The organism is Amycolatopsis sp. NBC_00348, from assembly GCF_036114655.1.
Classification (GTDB): Bacteria; Actinomycetota; Actinomycetes; order Mycobacteriales; family Pseudonocardiaceae; genus Amycolatopsis.
Genome location: NZ_CP107994.1, coordinates 6,356,648 through 6,369,785 on the forward strand (window position 1 = coordinate 6,356,648; position 13,138 = coordinate 6,369,785).

The window sequence follows — 13,138 nt, forward strand, 5'->3', positions numbered from 1 at the left end:
AACGTAAGTCGTACGCTGTAAGGCGACCGTACGCCGTAAGGCGCATGATCGCCAGCCTTACCTTGTACGATCTTGCGGGTGGCCACCGACGCCGTCCCCGCACCGCGGACCCCGCTGAGCCGCGAGCGCGTGCTGCGCGCGGCGGTCGAACTCGCGGACGAGCACGGCCTGCGCGCGCTCACGATGCGCCGTCTCGCGGAGGAGCTGGGTGCCGAGGCGATGTCGCTCTACTACCACGTGGCCAAGAAGGAAGACGTGCTCGACGGCATCGTCGACGCGGTGGCCCAGGAGATCAACGAAGCCGTCGCGAACATCTCCGCTCCAGGCTGGAAAGCCGCGGTGCGCCAACGAATCCTGGCGGCGCGCGAGGTGTTCCTCCGCCACCGCTGGGCACCGGCACTGTTCGAAACGCGCTCGTCGACGAGCCTGGCGGTCCTGCGTTACTACGACGCCCTGGTCGGCCTGATGCGTGCGGGCGGTTTCTCGTACGACCTGGTCCACCACTCGCTGCACGCCCTGGGCAGCCGCGCGCTCGGCTTCAACCAGGAGCTGTTCGACCCGTCCGAGAGCGGCGACAGCACCCCCGCGGACCTGGCCGGCCAGCTGCCCAACCTGGTGGGCATGCTGAGCGAGATAGCCCACGACGACCCGGACTCGACGCTGGGCTGGTGCGACGATCAGGAAGAGTTCGAGTTCGGTCTGGACCTCATCCTCGACGGCTTGGACCGCCTCCTCGAGACCTGAGCCGGACGTAGCTGCACTTGGTCCAAACGTTCAGCAGGTGGGACGACGGCGTCCGAGGGGCAGAATCGAGAGCGTCATCCCGTCCCGGATCGTGGAGGAACACCGGTGTCGCGACCCCTGCGGAAGCTCGGCTTCCTGACCATCGGCCTGTTCGACGCGGCCGACCCGCGCCGCGGCCACGAATCGACCCTCGAGATCATCGAGCTCGGGGAGCAGCTCGGCTTCGACAGCGCCTGGGTGCGCCACCGCCACCTCCAGTACGGCATCTCGTCGCCGGTCGCCGTGCTGGCCGCGGCGTCGCAGCGCACCAGCCGGATCCACCTCGGCACCGCCGTGATCCCGCTGGGCTGGGAGAACCCGCTGCGGCTGGCCGAGGACCTCGCCACGGTCGACCTGCTCTCGGGCGGGCGGCTCAACCCAGGCCTGAGCGTCGGGCCGCCGATGCGCTGGGACGAGGTCAAGCCGGCCCTCTACCCGGACACCGCGGACGTCGAGGACTTCGGTTACGAGCGCGTCCAGCGGCTGCTGGACTTCGTGCGCGGCGAGCCGGCGACGGAGTTCAGCGGCACCGCGGGCTTCGAGGTGTTCTCCGACCGCGTCCAGCCGCAGGCGCCCGGGCTCGGCGACCGCCTCTGGTACGGCGGCGCGAGCCTGCGCTCGGCGGAGTGGGCCGGCAAGCACCGGATGAACTTCCTGACCAGCAGCGTCGTCAAGGCCGAAGAGGCCGACGACTTCGCGGACATCCAGCTGTCCCACATCCGGACCTTCCGCGCCGCCCACCCCGATGGCGAAAACGCGCGGGTCTCGCAGGGGCTCGTCGTCGTCCCGACCGACAGCGCCACGCCGGAACAGCGCGCCAAATACGAGGCGTTCGCCGCGAAACGGCTACCGCGCACGGAAACCCCGCAGGGCCCGGCGCGAATGCTGTTTTCCCCCGATTTCGTCGGCACTTCCGCGGAAATCGCCGAGCGGCTGCACGACCACGCCGCATTCCGGGAAATCGACGAGGTCGCGTTCGCGCTGCCGTTCACCTTCGAGCACGAGGACTACGTCCAGATCCTCACGGACATCGCGACGAAGCTCGGCCCGGAGCTCGGCCGGCACCCCTGAGACGCGGAAAGTCCACAGTGGCCTCGATGAGGCCACTGTGGACTGATCCGGGGAATGCTTACTTGTTGGTGCCCGGGGTCAGCACCTTGTCGATCACGAAGACGGTGGCGTTCTTGGTGGGGATGTTGCCACAGAGGATCTTCGCGCCGTTGACGGTCATGTTGTCACCGGTGCCCTCGATCTTCAGCGGACCACCCGCGGCGTTCAGCGAGTCGAGCGTGCCGGCGGACGCGAGGCCCTTGGCGTCGTAACGCTTGCCGACGACGTGGTACTGCAGGATCGGCGACAGCTCGGCCGGCTTGCCCGCCAGCTCGTTGAACTTGGCGTCACCCAACGCGGCGAACGCCGGGTCGGCCGGCGCGAACACGGTGATGGCCGGCGCGCTGTTGAGGGTGTCGACCAGGTTGGTGGCCTTGACCGCGGCGACCAGCTTGGTCAGCAGCGGGTTCGTCGACGCGGCCGAGGCGACCGGCTGCGGGCCCATCGAGTCCAGCGAACCGGGCGCGGAGCCCTGCGGCAGCTGCGAACAAGCCGGACCGAAGACGTCGGCGTTGGTCGTCATGCCATCGGAAGCACCGGCGTCGGCGCTGGAGGACGGGGCGGCCATCGAGGACGACGGGGCCGGAGCGCTGGAGCTGCCCGACGACGCGGTGTCGCTGCCGCTGCACGCGGTCAGGGTGAGCGCGGCGGCCGCCGTCAGACCGATACCGGCAATACGAAGGTTACGCACGAAAAATCACTCCATTAAGCGGCTTGGACAGTTCACTCGGAACTGTTTGTTGTGGGTCATTCGGGGCTGCGGTGAAAACGGATTGGGTCCGATCGGGTGACACGGCTCACTGTGCGGTGAAAGCGAAGCTGTGTCACCCTGCCGGCGTTTCGGCGAAACTGGTCAAGAAAGCGAAATCGTGCTGACCGGCGCGGTCGTCGGACCCGCGGAACCGCCCGCGGGCTCGACGGTGATCCCGATGTGGTCGGTGCCCGGCGGGATCGCGGCGAGCATCGGGCGCATCTGGTGCGGCGACTCGGGTCGCATCAGCCCCGCCGACCGCGTGCCGTCGGCGCCGGTGAACCACACCTGGTAGGCGTGGCCCGCGTCGAGCGCCGGGAACCCGGAGGCGAGCAGGACGGCCTTGCCCTGGCCGCGCGACACCACGAGCGTGGCGCCGCTCTGGCCGGAGCCCTTGAGCGTCGAGGCGTCCGGCGCGGTCAGCACCGAGTTGAGCGACGCCTGTTCCTGCTGGGCGGCGTCGAGCTGCCGGTCGCTGGAGGCGGTGTGCACGCCGAACGCGACCGCCACGACGGCCGCGGCGGCGGCGCCGAGCAGCGCGACGCGCACCTGCCAGGTCCGCGCCCGGCCGGACGCGGCGCCGATGGCGGTCACCTTGGGCGGCACCTGCCGGGTCCGGGCCACCTCGGCCAGCACGCGGGCCCGCAGCTCCGCCGGCGGGTCGACCGCCACGGCGACGGCGAGCCGCGAGCCGGTGGCCCGCAGCTCTTCGACCTCCTGGCGGCAGGCGGCGCACTCCCCGAGGTGCCGTTCGAACTCGGCACGTTCCGCATCGGACACCGCGTCGAGCGCGTAAGCGCCGGTCAGCGTGTGCAGTTCGGCAGTCATCGTTCCACCCCCAAGCAGTCGCGCAGCCGGATGAGCCCGTCCCGGATCCGGGTCTTGACGGTGCCGGGTGCCACCTTCAGCACCTCGGCCACTTCCGGGTAGGTGTAGCCGTTGTAGTAGGCCAGCACGATGGACTCGCGCTGCAGGTCGGTCAGCGCGGACAGGCACTGGCGCACCCGCTCCTGGTCCAGGCTGGCCATGGTGGACTCGGTGACCTCGTCGAACGGCCGTTGCACGTCCATCCGGCCGACCTTGTCCTCGCGGTCGAGCACGGCCTGGTGGGAGCGCACACGGTCGACGGCCCGGCGGTGGGCGATCATCAGCACCCACGACAGCGCGCTGCCGCGCTCCGGGGCGAACCTCGTGGCCTTGCGCCACACCTCCACCAGTACCTCCTGCGCCACTTCCTCGGCCTGGGCGTGGTTGCGCAGCACGCGCATCGCCAGACCCAGCACCGGACCGGCGATGAGGTCGTAGAGCGCCGAAAAAGCGCTCTCGTCCCCGGCCCCGACCCGCTGCAGCAGTTCCTCGGCACTGGCCACGGTCACCGGAGCCTCGTCCGTATGCAGCCGCAGCCGCCCACGCTCACCCATCCCCGGCAACCTCCACGTCACCCACGACGCCCTCCGGCATCTGCGGGGGATTCGCGACCGGCGGGCGCGGCGGACTGGTCTGTGCGGCGATGAGGTGGCGTGTCCCACCCGGACGGGGCAAGTTCGGCAGCCGGACCCATCCGTCCGGTCAGCGGCTCCGAAGACCTGGTGTTGCGGACTCGGTCCGGTCCGGCCGCTTCGTGAAAGTCGCGACGAATCCTTCACGTTCGAGGCTGCGCGTTGCCCGTTTGTTCGCGCTCACGGTGACCTTTAGCACTTCTCGGTCCCCCTATGGAGTGAAACGCTTTCGCATTGAGAAGGCATTGACCTCACTATGGGTTATCTCCAGAGCAAGATCGACAGAACCGACGAGACGTGAGGGGCCACCCCATGGCCGAGCCGCACAGCCTGACCAGCACCAGCGTCGACTTCGCCCTCCGCACCTTCGGGGCGGAGCCGAAGCCGGTGCCGGCCGAGCTCGAGTACGACACCCGCGACCCGTACGCGGTCGCCGTCGTGCTCCACGCGGGTGCGAACGCCGTCCGGTGGCTGTTCGGGCGCGACCTGCTCGCCGACGGCCTGCTCGCCCGCTGCGGCGACGGTGACGTGCGCATCGGCCCCGCCGGCAACCCGGAGCTGGTGATCGTCGAGCTGACCTCCCCGGACGGCGCCGCCGTGCTCGAGGCGCCCGCGAAGGAGCTCGCCGCCTTCCTGGACACGACGTACGAGGTCATCCCGGCCGGCAGCGAGAGCGACTGGTTCGACTTCGACACCGAACTCGAGAAGCTCTCGTACCAGGACTGAGCAGTACCGTCGCCGGGTGAGCTTCTTCCTGACGACCGTCCTGACCGCCCTCGACGACGGCGGCGACCGCGTCCTGTTCCACCAGGACGGCGTCACGACCTACCACCAGGCCCGGGACCGCCTGCGCCGGCTGCACGGCGGCCTGGGCGAGGTGGACGTCGTCGCGATCGACGTCCGGAACCGGCCCGAGACACTGCTCGTGCAGCTCGCGGCGCTCCTGCGCGGCGCCACCGTGCTGCTGGTCGCCGCTTCGGCGCCGCGGCCGGACCGGCTCGCCGCGGCCACCGCGGCGGGCGTCACCACCGTCGTCACCGACCGGCCGGACGACTGGCCCGGCGACGACGTCCGCACCCTCGACGACCTCGACGGCGCGCCCCGGGACCTGCACCTGCCCGGCGCCGTCCACGTCCTCTTCCCCACCGGCGGCACCACCGGCACCCCGAAGCTCATCCGGCACAGCGGCATCTACGACGGCATGGCCTACATCTTCGCGCCGTCGCCGGACGGCCCCGGCCGCACGCTGCTCGTCGCGCCGATGACGCACATGACCGGCAACGCCACCGTGTTCGGCGCGCTCCTGCGCCGCGACACCCTCGTGCTCCAGGACGGCTTCGACGCGGGCGCCGTCCTCGAAGCGATCCAGGAGCACCGGATCGACACGCTCTCCCTGACGCCACCGCGCCTCGCCGCGGTCCTGGACCACCCGGCGTTGACGAGCACCGACGTCAGCAGCGTCCGCTCACTTTCCCTGGGCGCCGCGCCGCTGCCGCCGCACCGGCTCGCGCAGGCCCTCGACGTCTTCGGCCCGGTCGTCGGCCAGGGTTACGGCCTCACCGAAGCTCCGATGATCGCGAGCATCTCCGCCGCCGAGCTGGCCGGGCACCCCGAGCGGCTCGGCTCGGTCGGCCGGATCGTGCCCGGGATGGAGGCGCGGCTCGCCGACGGCGAGGTCGAGGTGCGCGGACTGTCCATGATGGACGGTTACCTCGGCGGCCCGGAGGTCGGCGCCGGCTGGCTGCGCACCGGCGACCTCGGCCGCTTCGACGACGAGGGCTACCTCTACCTGCTCGACCGCGTGGACGACGTCGTCGTGGTCGGCGAGCACGGCACGAAGGTGCCCTCGACCGTCGTCGAGCACGCCCTCGCGACGCACCCGGCGGTCCGCGCGGCCGCCGTCTTCGGCAAGCACACCGTGGACGGCCAGGTGCTGCACGCCGTCGTCGTCGCGACGCACCCGATCACCGTCGAGGAACTGCAGGCCCACGCCCGAAAAGCCTTCGGCCAGGAACACTACGTCCCGGCGAGCGTGTCCTTCACCGACGCGCTGCCGCTCACCGAAGTCGGCAAGGTCGACAAACGCGCCCTCGCTCAGGTCGTGACGGCGCCGTAGGACGACGACCGGACCAGCTTCGCGTACTTGCCGAGCACGCCTTCCGGGAACTTGTTCGGCAGCGGCTCCCAGCCCTCGCGACGGCGGGCCAGCTCGGCCGCGTCGACCAGCAGGTCGATGCTGCGGGCCTTGATGTCGACGGCGATCCGGTCGCCGGTGCGGACGAAGGCGATCGGCCCGCCGTCCACGGCTTCGGGCGCGACGTGCCCGATGCACAGGCCGGTGGTGCCGCCGGAGAACCGGCCGTCGGTCAGCAGCAGGACGTCCTTGCCGAGCCCGGCGCCCTTGATCGCCGCGGTGATGGCGAGCATCTCGCGCATCCCCGGCCCGCCCTTGGGGCCTTCATAGCGGATGACGACGACGTCGCCCGCCTCGATGTGGCCCTCGTTCAGCGCGGCCATCGCCTCCTGCTCGCGCTCGAACACGCGCGCCGGGCCTTCGAAGCCGGCCGTGTCGAAGCCCGCCGACTTCACGACGGCGCCCTCGGGCGCGAGCGAGCCGCGCAGGATGGTGATGCCACCGGTCGGGTGCAGCGGGTTGTCCAGCTTGCGCAGGACCTCGCCGTCGATCGGCTCGGGGTCCAGCTCGGCCAGGTTTTCGGCCACGGTCTTACCGGTGACGGTGAGCGCGTCGCCGTGGATCAGGCCCTCGTCGAGCAGGGCCTTCATCAGCACCGGGATGCCGCCGTGGCGGTCGATGTCGTTCATGACGTACTTGCCGAACGGCTTCAGGTCGCCCAGGTGCGGGACGCGGTCGCCGACGCGGTTGAAGTCGTCGAGGTCGAGCGCGACCTTCGCCTCGTGCGCGATGGCCAGCAGGTGCAGCACGGCGTTGGTCGAGCCGCCGAGGGCCATGACGACGGTGATGGCGTTCTCGAACGCCTCCCGCGTGAGGATGTCGCGCGCGGTGATGCCCTTTTCGAGCAGCCCGACCACGGCCTCGCCGGACAGGTGCGCGTAGTTGTCGCGACGGCGGTCCGCGGACGGCGGCGCGGCCGATCCCGGCATGCTCATCCCCATCGCCTCGGCCGCCGACGCCATCGTGTTCGCCGTGTACATCCCGCCGCAGGCGCCCTCACCGGGGCAGATGGCGCGTTCGATGCGGTCGAGGTCGGCGGTCTTGAGCCGCCCCGCCCGGCACGCGCCGACGGCTTCAAAGGCGTCGATCAGCGTGACGTCCTTCTCGGTGCCGTCGGTGAGCTTCACCCAGCCGGGGGCGATCGAGCCGGCGTAGAGGAAGACCGACGCGAGGTCGAGCCGTGCGGCGGCCATCAGCATCCCGGGCAGCGACTTGTCGCAGCCGGCCAGCAGGATCGAGCCGTCGAGGCGTTCGGCCTGCATCACCGTCTCGACGGAGTCCGCGATGACCTCGCGCGACACCAGCGAGAAGTGCATCCCGTCGTGGCCCATCGAAATGCCGTCGGAGACGGAGATCGTGCCGAACTGCAGCGGGTAGCCGCCGGCCGCGTGCACGCCTTCCTTCGACGCCTGCGCCAGCCGGTCCAGCGACAGGTTGCAGGGCGTGATCTCGTTCCACGAGCTGGCGACGCCGATGATCGGCTTGCGCCAGTCGTCGTCGCCCATCCCGACGGCGCGGAGCATGCCCCGGGCGGGTGCGGCCTCGATCCCGTCGGTGACCGTGCGGCTGCGGGGCTTCGGGTCGATCGTCATGACGCGCCTTCCGATACGACGTTCGGACGCACTGGATGCTACCCGCGTCCGCGCGGTCCGCTCACCGGAACGATTCCCTTCCTCGAGCCGGTCGAACCGGCGAAAACTCGGCGAAATGATCGCCACAGTGGTGTGGGGCACGGGCAACGTCGGCCGGGCCGCAATCCGGGCCGTCGAGGCCCATCCCGCGTTGAAGCTGACCGCGGTGCTGGTGCACAACCCGGACAAGGTCGGCAAGGACGCGGGCGCGCTCGCCGGCGTCGGCGACCTGGGTGTCACCGCGACCGACGACGTCGAGGCGGTGCTGGCGGCGAGTCCGCGCGCGATCGTCTACGCCGCTTCCGGCGACATCCGCTTCGACGACGCGCTGGCCGACATCGTGCGCGCGATCCGGGCGGGCGCGATCGTCGTGACGCCGGCCCTCTACCCGCTCTACGACCAGCGCAACGCGCCGCCGGAGCTGCGGGACCCGGTCCTGGCCGCGATCACCGACGGCGGCGGCTCGCTGTTCGTCTCCGGCGTCGACCCCGGCTGGGGCAACGACGTGCTGCCGCTGCTGATCAGCGGGCTCGGCACCGACGTCGACGTCATCCGCTGCCAGGAGATCTTCGACTACTCGACCTACGAGCAGCCCGACTCCGTGCGGTACCTGGTCGGCATGGGCCAGCCAATGGACTACGACCCGCCGATGCTGATGACCGGCGTGCCGTCGATGGTGTGGGGCGGGCAGGTCCGGCTGATCGCGCGCGGCCTCGGCGTCGAGGTCGACGAGCTGCGCGAGACGCTGCACCGGCGTCCGCTGGAGGAAACCGTGTCCACGCGGACCATGGGCGAGTTCGAGAAGGGCACCCAGGGCGCGGTGCGGTTCGAGGTCCAGGGCATCGTCGACGGCGAGCCGCGGATCGTCATCGAGCACGTCACCCGCATCCACCCGGCGTGCGCGCCGGACTGGCCGACGCCGCCCAGCGGCGACGGCGCCCACCGCGTGATCATCGAAGGCCGGCCGCGCATCGAGGTCAGCGTCGAAGCGAGCGACGAAGGCGAAAACCGGTCCGCGGGCGGCAACGCCACCGCGGTCGGCCGTCTCGTCGGCGCGATCGACTGGCTGGCCGACGCGAAACCCGGCCTCTACGACGCACTCGACGTCCCGCTGCGTCCGGCAGCCGGCAAGCTCGGAAGGAGGCGCTCGTGAACATCGACATCCCCGAGGGCAAGGACCCGATCGGGTACGTGTGGGGCGAAATGGTGCCCGGTATCGGGGTCGCCGCCTCGAAGTTCTCGCTGGCGGTCTATTCGCACACCACGTTGGGGCTGCGGGAGTTCGAGGCCGCGCGGCTGCGGATCGCGCAGATCAACGGCTGCGTCTTCTGTCTCGACTGGCGCACCGAACGCGACGGCGCCAAGGTCGAAGAGGAGTTCGCCGACGCCGTTTCGGAGTGGCGCACGACGGATCTGTTCGACGAGCGGACGCGCCTGGCGGCCGAGTACGCCGAGCGGTACGCGCTCGACCACCACAGCATCGACGACGAGTTCTGGAAGCGGATGGCCGAGCACTACAGCCAGAAGGAGGTCGTCGAGCTGAGCATGAGCCTCGGTTCGTGGCTGGCCTTCGGGCGGCTCAACCACGTCCTGGGTCTCGACGTCGCCTGCGTCCTCCCGTCCCACCGCTCGTGAGTGTTTAGGGCGGTTAGAACCGCCCTAAACACTCACGACGAGCCGCGGCAGACCCTAGAAGTCCGTGGCGATGATCTTCTCGATGTTCCGTTCGGCCAGTGCGGTGATGGTGACGAACGGGTTGACGCTCGTGTTGCCGGGGATCAGGGAACCGTCGATCGCGTACAGGCCCTGGTATCCGGCGAGCCTGCCGTAGTTGTCGGTCGCCTTGTCGAGCACCGCGCCGCCGAGCGGGTGGTAGGTCAGATGGTCGCCCCAGATCTTGTAGAAGCCGAAGAGGTCGGACCGGTAGATCGTGCCCTCCTTCGCGTTGATCTTGTCGAAGATGGTCTTGGCCATGTCGATGCCCGGCTGCTTCCACGCCGTCTGCCAGTTCAGGTCGACCTTCTGGGTCGACGGGTTCCAGCTGAACTGCGCGCGGTTCGGGTTCTTCGTGATGGACAGGTAGAACGACGCCCACGTCTCGATCCCGGTCGGCAGCGGCGCGACCTCCGCGAACGCGCCGCCGGCCGCCCAGTTGTCGATGCCGCCGCACGGGATGGACGACTGGAGGCTGCCGGTCGGGTCCCAGATCTGGTTGGCCCGCCCGACCATCACGTTCCCGTTGTCGCCCCAGTTCTTGCCGACCTCGCCGTTGAGGTTCGGCAGCGCGCCGGTGGCCTTGAACTTCACCAGCAGCTTGCTCGTGCCGACGCTGCCCGCGGCGAAGAAGACCTTGGCCGCGGTCACGACCTTGGTCGCCGACACGTCACCCGTGGTGTTGAGCTGCTCGATCGTGACGGTGTAGCCGCCGCCGGACGCGGGCGTCACCTTCGCCACCCGGTGCAGCGGCGAGATGGTGACGCGGCCGGTCGCCTGGATCTGCGGCAGGTAGGTCTTCTGCAGCGACTTCTTGCCGTAGTTGTTGCCGTACAGGATTTCCCCGGCCAGCGCCGAGCGCGGCACGGTGTTGGCCTGCTCCTGCTTCATGTAGTTCCAGTCGTACACGTCCGGCACGAAGACGTACGGGAACCCGGACCGCTGCGCCTGCTTCCGCCCGACCCGCGCGTACTGGTAGCACTCGGCGGTGTCGAACCAGGCCGGGTCGATGAGGCCGACGCCGAGACCGGCGTTGGCGCGCGGGTAGTAGGTGTTGTACATCTCGTCGGCGCTGACCGTCGGGAGGATCGCGCCGAAGTTCTCCCGCTTCGGCGTCACGGCCATGCCGCCGTTGACGAGCGAGCCGCCGCCGACGCCGCGGCCCTGGTACACGGTGATGCCGCTGAACTCCTCGGCGTCGAGGATGCCGGTGTACTTCGGGATGTCCTTGTCGATCGGGAACCCGAGGAAGTTGGACAGCGGCTGCTTCGTGCGGGTGCGCAACCAGAACGAGCGCTGGTCGGGCGTGGTCGTGTTGGCGAAGATCTTGCCGTCGGAGCCGGGCGTGTCCCAGGCCATGCCCATTTCGACCAGCTGGACGTCGACGCCGGCCTGCGCGAGCCGCAGGGCGGTGACCTGGCCGCCGTAGCCGGAGCCGATCACCAGGGCCGGAACCCGGGCCCCGTCGGGGATGGGGCCGGCCGCTCTCGGCGTCGCACCGGCGGCTCGGCCGGCGAGCGCGGCCCCGGCCAAGATAGAACCTGTTCCTGCAATGAAGAGACGTCGGGAAAGACCGCCAGAGTTTGTTCTCTCCATGGCTTCGTCGCTCATGTGATGTTCCTCACCGTTGAGGTATTTAGAACACGTTATAGCTCACTGGTACAGACAAGTCGACATATACCCGCGAGTAACCTCCAGGCACGGCGCAGCATTGGCGCGAATGGGCCATGATGGACGACTGTGGAGTCGACCCGTGTGGACCGCTGGCTGTGGGCGGTCCGGCTGATGAAGACCCGCCCGGACGCCGCGGCGGCGTGCCGAGGCGGCCACGTGCGCGTCAACGACAAGCCGGCGAAGCCCGCGACGACCGTCGTACCCGGCGACGAGGTCCGCGTCCGCGTCGGCGGCACGACCAGGATCCTCGACGTGGTACGGGTGATCCAGAAACGAGTGGGCGCGCCGGACGCGGCGACGTGCTTCCTGGACCGGACGCCGAAGCCGACCCCGGAGTCCGTGATCCCGGTCGCCCGCCGCGACCGCGGCGCGGGCCGACCGACCAAAAGGGAGCGCCGCGTGCTGGACGCGTTCCGCTCCCCGGATCTCTGACAACACCTGCGCCCGCTGAAAGCCGTGAATGCCACATCGAGGGACTTGGTGTCCCTCGATGTGGCATTCACGGACTTCGGGTCAAGCGGGCGGTGGAACCGGGGTCAGGAATTCCAGGCGGTTGCCGAGGCAGTCGCTTGTGTAGAACCGGCGGTGGCCGGGGAAACCGTCGTCCCATTCCACCGGGCTGCCGTGCGCTTCGAGGCGGGCTGCCAGCGCGTCGAGGTCGTCGGTGAGGATTCCCGGGTGGGCCTTGCGGGCGGGCCGGAAGTCCGTCTCGACGCCGAGGTGGAGTTCCAGCCCGCCGTCCCGCAACCACAGCCCGCCGCGGGCGGCCAGTTCCGGCGGCTTCGGGATCTCGGTCAGCCCGAGCACGCCGACGTAGAACGCGCGGCAGCGGTCCTCGCTGCCGGGCTCGATGGCCAGCTGGACGTGGTGCACGCCGAAGGTCATGCCCTCAGCGTGCCACCAGCTCGCGCAGTTCCTTCACGACGTCGGCGGGCGCCTCCTCGGCCATGAAGTGCCCCGACGACACCGTGCGGTGGCGCAGGTCGGCCGTCCACGGGCGCCACAACGCCGTCGCGTCGTAGCCGAGCGCGGCGCCCCAGTCCTGCTGCAGCACGGTGACCGGCATGCCGAGCCGGTCGCCGGCCGTCCGCGACGCCGTGTCGTGCTCGACGTCCACCGTCGCCGTCGCCCGGTAGTCCGCGACGATCGACGGCACGGCCTCGCGGCTGGCCCGCAGGTACTCGGCGCGGACGTCGGCCGGGATCGCGTCCGGGCGCTGCGTCCAGGCGTCGAGGAAGTACCCGAAGAACGCGTCGGGCGCGCCGGCGATCAGCGTCTCGGGCAGGCCCGGTGGCTGGGCCATCAGGTAGAGGTGGAAGCCGACCGCCGCGCTCACGCCGCGCAGCACGTCCCACGTGTCGAGGGTCGGCAGCACGTCGAGGATCGCCAGGTGGGAGACGGCGGCCGGGTGGTCGAGGCCGGCCCGGATGGCGACCAGCGCGCCGCGGTCGTGCCCGGCGAGGGCGAACCGCTCGTGCCCGAACGCGCGGGCGACGGCCACGACGTCGGCGGCCATCGTGCGCTTCGAGTACGTCTCGCCGGTGTCGGCCGGCTTGTCGCTGGCGCCGTAGCCGCGCAGGTCGGGGACGAGCACCGTGTGGTCGGCGGCGAGGTCGGCGGCCACGTGCCGCCACATCAGGTGGGTCTGCGGGAAGCCGTGCAGCAGCACGATCGGGGCGCCGGAGCCGCCGACGGCGACGTTGAGGGCTACGTCGTCACCGACCGTGACGCGCTGGTAGTCGAACCCGGGGATCTGCATGGACGTCCTTTCGCGGTGGTTGCC

At 70.4% G+C, this 13,138-nt stretch carries 14 protein-coding genes; 7 read left to right on the plus strand and 7 right to left on the minus strand.

The annotated features are described in order from the left end of the window. Positions 1-78 precede the first annotated feature (78 nt). A complete protein-coding gene (locus OHS58_RS27415; protein ID WP_326958603.1) occupies positions 79-744 on the plus strand; it encodes a TetR/AcrR family transcriptional regulator C-terminal domain-containing protein in 666 nt (221 codons plus the stop codon). Between the two features lie 105 nt (positions 745-849). Beyond that, positions 850-1,854, plus strand: coding sequence for an LLM class flavin-dependent oxidoreductase (locus OHS58_RS27420; protein ID WP_328644475.1), 1,005 nt, complete (start codon positions 850-852; stop codon positions 1,852-1,854). Positions 1,855-1,912: 58 nt separating this feature from the next. On the opposite strand, the gene OHS58_RS27425 is transcribed toward OHS58_RS27420, so the two are convergent. The 3 genes from OHS58_RS27425 to sigK form a co-directional block, all read right to left on the minus strand. Then, positions 1,913-2,584 (minus strand): fasciclin domain-containing protein, encoded by a 672-nt coding sequence (locus OHS58_RS27425; RefSeq protein ID WP_326943893.1) that lies wholly within the window; start codon positions 2,582-2,584, stop codon positions 1,913-1,915. Positions 2,585-2,746: 162 nt separating this feature from the next. After that, the gene (locus tag OHS58_RS27430) at positions 2,747-3,472 is read right to left on the minus strand and encodes an anti-sigma factor (protein WP_328644476.1); all 726 of its coding nucleotides are present in this window, start codon (positions 3,470-3,472) and stop codon (positions 2,747-2,749) included. Continuing rightward, entirely contained in the window at positions 3,469-4,065 is a 597-nt protein-coding gene (gene sigK, locus OHS58_RS27435) for an ECF RNA polymerase sigma factor SigK (RefSeq protein WP_247056573.1), read from the minus strand. Before sigK ends, OHS58_RS27430 begins: the two co-directional genes overlap by 4 nt. Before the next feature lie 390 nt (positions 4,066-4,455). Between sigK and OHS58_RS27440 the strand changes: the two genes are divergently transcribed. Both OHS58_RS27440 and OHS58_RS27445 read left to right on the plus strand, forming a co-directional pair. After that, the gene (locus OHS58_RS27440; RefSeq protein ID WP_247056575.1) at positions 4,456-4,869 is read left to right on the plus strand and encodes an SsgA family sporulation/cell division regulator; all 414 of its coding nucleotides are present in this window, start codon (positions 4,456-4,458) and stop codon (positions 4,867-4,869) included. Between the two features lie 16 nt (positions 4,870-4,885). Then, positions 4,886-6,259 carry a class I adenylate-forming enzyme family protein gene (locus OHS58_RS27445; RefSeq protein ID WP_328644477.1) on the plus strand — a complete coding sequence of 458 codons (1,374 nt, stop codon included), beginning with the start codon at positions 4,886-4,888 and terminating at the stop codon, positions 6,257-6,259. On the opposite strand, the gene ilvD is transcribed toward OHS58_RS27445, so the two are convergent. Then, complete coding sequence (ilvD, locus tag OHS58_RS27450) at positions 6,238-7,929, minus strand: dihydroxy-acid dehydratase (RefSeq protein ID WP_328644478.1); 1,692 nt, start codon at positions 7,927-7,929, stop codon at positions 6,238-6,240. The genes OHS58_RS27445 and ilvD overlap by 22 nt on opposite strands. Before the next feature lie 115 nt (positions 7,930-8,044). Here ilvD and OHS58_RS27455 point away from each other — a divergent pair, with 115 nt between their 5' ends. Together OHS58_RS27455 and OHS58_RS27460 are read left to right on the plus strand one after the other, a co-directional pair. Continuing rightward, positions 8,045-9,121 (plus strand): NAD(P)H-dependent amine dehydrogenase family protein, encoded by a 1,077-nt coding sequence (locus tag OHS58_RS27455; protein ID WP_328644479.1) that lies wholly within the window; start codon positions 8,045-8,047, stop codon positions 9,119-9,121. Next, entirely contained in the window at positions 9,118-9,603 is a 486-nt protein-coding gene (locus tag OHS58_RS27460; protein WP_328644480.1) for a carboxymuconolactone decarboxylase family protein, read from the plus strand. The genes OHS58_RS27455 and OHS58_RS27460 overlap by 4 nt, the downstream gene beginning before the upstream one ends. 54 nt (positions 9,604-9,657) lie before the next feature. Here OHS58_RS27460 and OHS58_RS27465 read toward each other — a convergent pair whose 3' ends face one another. After that, a complete protein-coding gene (locus tag OHS58_RS27465) occupies positions 9,658-11,214 on the minus strand; it encodes a GMC oxidoreductase (RefSeq protein WP_326958588.1) in 1,557 nt (518 codons plus the stop codon). A gap of 207 nt (positions 11,215-11,421) precedes the next feature. Between OHS58_RS27465 and OHS58_RS27470 the strand changes: the two genes are divergently transcribed. Then, the gene (locus OHS58_RS27470; protein ID WP_256475414.1) at positions 11,422-11,787 is read left to right on the plus strand and encodes an RNA-binding S4 domain-containing protein; all 366 of its coding nucleotides are present in this window, start codon (positions 11,422-11,424) and stop codon (positions 11,785-11,787) included. An 81-nt stretch (positions 11,788-11,868) separates the two neighbouring features. Here the strand turns inward: OHS58_RS27470 and OHS58_RS27475 are convergent, their stop codons facing one another. Both OHS58_RS27475 and OHS58_RS27480 read right to left on the minus strand, forming a co-directional pair. Beyond that, the gene (locus OHS58_RS27475) at positions 11,869-12,240 is read right to left on the minus strand and encodes a glyoxalase (RefSeq protein ID WP_328644481.1); all 372 of its coding nucleotides are present in this window, start codon (positions 12,238-12,240) and stop codon (positions 11,869-11,871) included. A 4-nt stretch (positions 12,241-12,244) separates the two neighbouring features. Further along, a complete protein-coding gene (locus OHS58_RS27480) occupies positions 12,245-13,114 on the minus strand; it encodes an alpha/beta fold hydrolase (RefSeq protein ID WP_328644482.1) in 870 nt (289 codons plus the stop codon). Between the last annotated feature and the right edge of the window lie 24 nt (positions 13,115-13,138).

Bases quoted from the DNA above. Each gene is read 5' to 3' on its own strand.
- OHS58_RS27455 (WP_328644479.1), top strand. From the start codon at position 8,045: ATGATCGCCACAGTGGTGTGGGGCACGGGCAACGTCGGCCGGGCCGCA.
- OHS58_RS27475 (WP_328644481.1), bottom strand. From the start codon at position 12,240: ATGACCTTCGGCGTGCACCACGTCCAGCTGGCCATCGAGCCCGGCAGC.
- OHS58_RS27480 (WP_328644482.1), bottom strand. From the start codon at position 13,114: ATGCAGATCCCCGGGTTCGACTACCAGCGCGTCACGGTCGGTGACGAC.
- OHS58_RS27430 (WP_328644476.1), bottom strand. From the start codon at position 3,472: ATGACTGCCGAACTGCACACGCTGACCGGCGCTTACGCGCTCGACGCG.
- sigK (WP_247056573.1), bottom strand. From the start codon at position 4,065: ATGGGTGAGCGTGGGCGGCTGCGGCTGCATACGGACGAGGCTCCGGTG.
- OHS58_RS27440 (WP_247056575.1), top strand. From the start codon at position 4,456: ATGGCCGAGCCGCACAGCCTGACCAGCACCAGCGTCGACTTCGCCCTC.
- ilvD (WP_328644478.1), bottom strand. From the start codon at position 7,929: ATGACGATCGACCCGAAGCCCCGCAGCCGCACGGTCACCGACGGGATC.